Below are 2,308 nucleotides of genomic sequence, written 5' to 3' on the forward strand. Positions count from 1 at the left end.
GGCTCTGTTGTACTTCTGTGTTGCTCAACTATAATCAAGTTTAACAAACCAGATCTTCATGAGGCATTTTGTTATGAGAAACATGGCGCTAGACTCAATTCTACAGCTAATCCCCTCATTAAACTATGCCGACACCAAGCGCCTCAACCACTCTGTCAGACAGAAGCTAGACTCGGACATCGTAGGCAAGGTGATTGCAGAGCGGGAAGATGAGGTTTCAGAATGCCCTCACTGCCACTCTGTCGAATTTGTTAAACATGGTGTTACTGGTAAAGGCATACAGCGCTATCGTTGCAAATGTTGCAAGAAGACCTTCTGCTCCCTAACAAAGACTCCACTCTATAGGATGCGTAAAGAAAGTAAGTGGCTAGCATATGCCTCTATGATGTGGGAAGGGGTAGCTCTGAGGAAGATAGCCAAGGTTCTAAATATCAGTTTGAGGACTGCGTTTTTCTGGCGGCATCGTTTTCTACAAATGCCTGATAAAAACAAGCCTACAAGTTTTACAGGCATTATTGAGGCAGACGAAGCGTTCTTGCCTGAGTCCTATAAAGGAAAACGTCAAGTGCCCCGTAAATCACGTAAGAGAGGTGGTGGTAAAGTCCCCTTAGTGCCGATTCTTATCTCTTATCAGCGAGGTGATCGGTATACCTACGAAGTGATGGACAGAAACACCAAAGAAAACCTTTCAAACGCCATAACACCATTGTTAACAGATGGTTGTTGTCTATGCACTGATGGCAACCTGTCTTACAAGAGTATTGTAGAAAAACTCGATATAAAGCTAGATCACAAGCGCATTATTGCATCAGATGGAAGAGTTATTGATGAAATCTACCATATTCAGCACGTTAACGGATTTATCAGCCTTTGGAAAGAGTGGCTAGATCGTTTCCGTGGCGTCGGCACCGCTTACGTAAGCCGTTATCTGGCTTGGTTTATCTGGATGCAAGATAAAAGCTATGGAGAAGAAAACCTTTGGATCAAGGAAGCAACAGGTCAAGCAGTATGAAGAAACACAAAAGCATACTTATGACCAGAGCCTTCAATGATGAAGGAAAGATCGTCCCAATCCACGAAGTAGAAAGAGGCCGAGCGTGCCACTGTACGTGCATTGTCTGTGGCTCTGGACTGATTGCTAAGAAAGGCGACGAGAAAAAGCATCATTTTGCGCATGACGTTGATTGTACCTGCGACTGGACTGGAGAAACAGAGCTTCACCTCCTTGCGAAAGAGGTATTGCAGAATGATAAGAAAGTATCTTTCACTCACCTTGCGCTAGACGGTGTTCCTTACAAAATCAACGTCCCTTTTATATCGGTGGAACAAGAGGTGCAACTTGGACATCTAAAACCTGACATCATGGGAACTACAGCTGACGGTGACTCAATTCTTATTGAAATATGTGTCACTCATCCGTGCGAGGAAGCCAAGATCCATCATTATCGCAAGCAAGGCATGAATGCGATTGAAATCGCTCTTCCTCCGACTTTGCTTGACGATGTCCAAGTGCTTGACCTTAACTTTGTGCGTCGCGCAATAAATGCAGCCGACATTAGATGTATCTCTCTAAATCCATTATCTGAATTCTGCAAGCGAATCGCAGAACACAACCAGAGGGTGATCTCAAAACAAGGCGATGAACTTCGGTCGATAAGAAAGGAGATTCGCGACTCACAACGGCAATTTAATCAACTTAGCCGTAAAAAAAGTGAGTTGCAAAACACCGTCCAAGATTGGGAGGTTGTCGCAAGCGATATATATCAAAGGGCGCAGCAATATAGACACCAGTTAAATCAGGAAATTGAATCTCAGCAACATGTACGAGAATATCGCAAAGCGAAGAAAAACTACGATCAACTTAGTGAACAGTTGCAGCGTGATTACGATAAGGAGGTAGCCAAGGCCAATGAGGACATCGAAAAGTACGAAGAAAACCTGAGAAAGAAAGCTCGCGACCACATCCTGAACAGAGAGGTAACTCGGTTGCGAAATGAAGTTGAAAGACTTGAAACATTAAGAAAAGAGCTTCGGGTTGATGGACGGCTTCTTAGTGTCGATGAGTATATTCAAAAGTTAGATGCTCGATACGAAAATCGATTTACTGAGTTAGAAAACAACTGGTTAGTGCTGGAAAGGTTAAGACCAGAACTACAGAAACCAGATTTTGTCAAACCAGAAAACAGACGACTTCCAGACCTTCCAATATACAACAAGTACAAGCAAGTTCGAGGCTAAAGAGAGCCTTCCTATAGACTATAGGTTGCTCGCTTGAATAACGTAGCAACACAGAAGTACAACAGAGCCT

Annotated in this window: 2 protein-coding genes; both read left to right on the forward strand. The window is 43.5% G+C overall.

Translation table 11 applies throughout. The annotated features are described in order from the left end of the window. The first annotated feature begins 346 nt into the window (after positions 1–346). A complete protein-coding gene (locus Q0852_RS23445; RefSeq protein ID WP_299022811.1) occupies positions 347–1,012 on the forward strand; it encodes an IS1595 family transposase in 666 nt (221 codons plus the stop codon). Further along, positions 1,009–2,238 (forward strand): competence protein CoiA family protein, encoded by a 1,230-nt coding sequence (locus tag Q0852_RS23450; RefSeq protein WP_299022812.1) that lies wholly within the window; start codon positions 1,009–1,011, stop codon positions 2,236–2,238. Before Q0852_RS23445 ends, Q0852_RS23450 begins: the two co-directional genes overlap by 4 nt. Positions 2,239–2,308: the final 70 nt, after the last annotated feature.

Origin of the sequence: uncultured Photobacterium sp. (genome assembly GCF_947502415.1) — a bacterium.
Lineage (GTDB): Bacteria > Pseudomonadota > Gammaproteobacteria > Enterobacterales > Vibrionaceae > Photobacterium.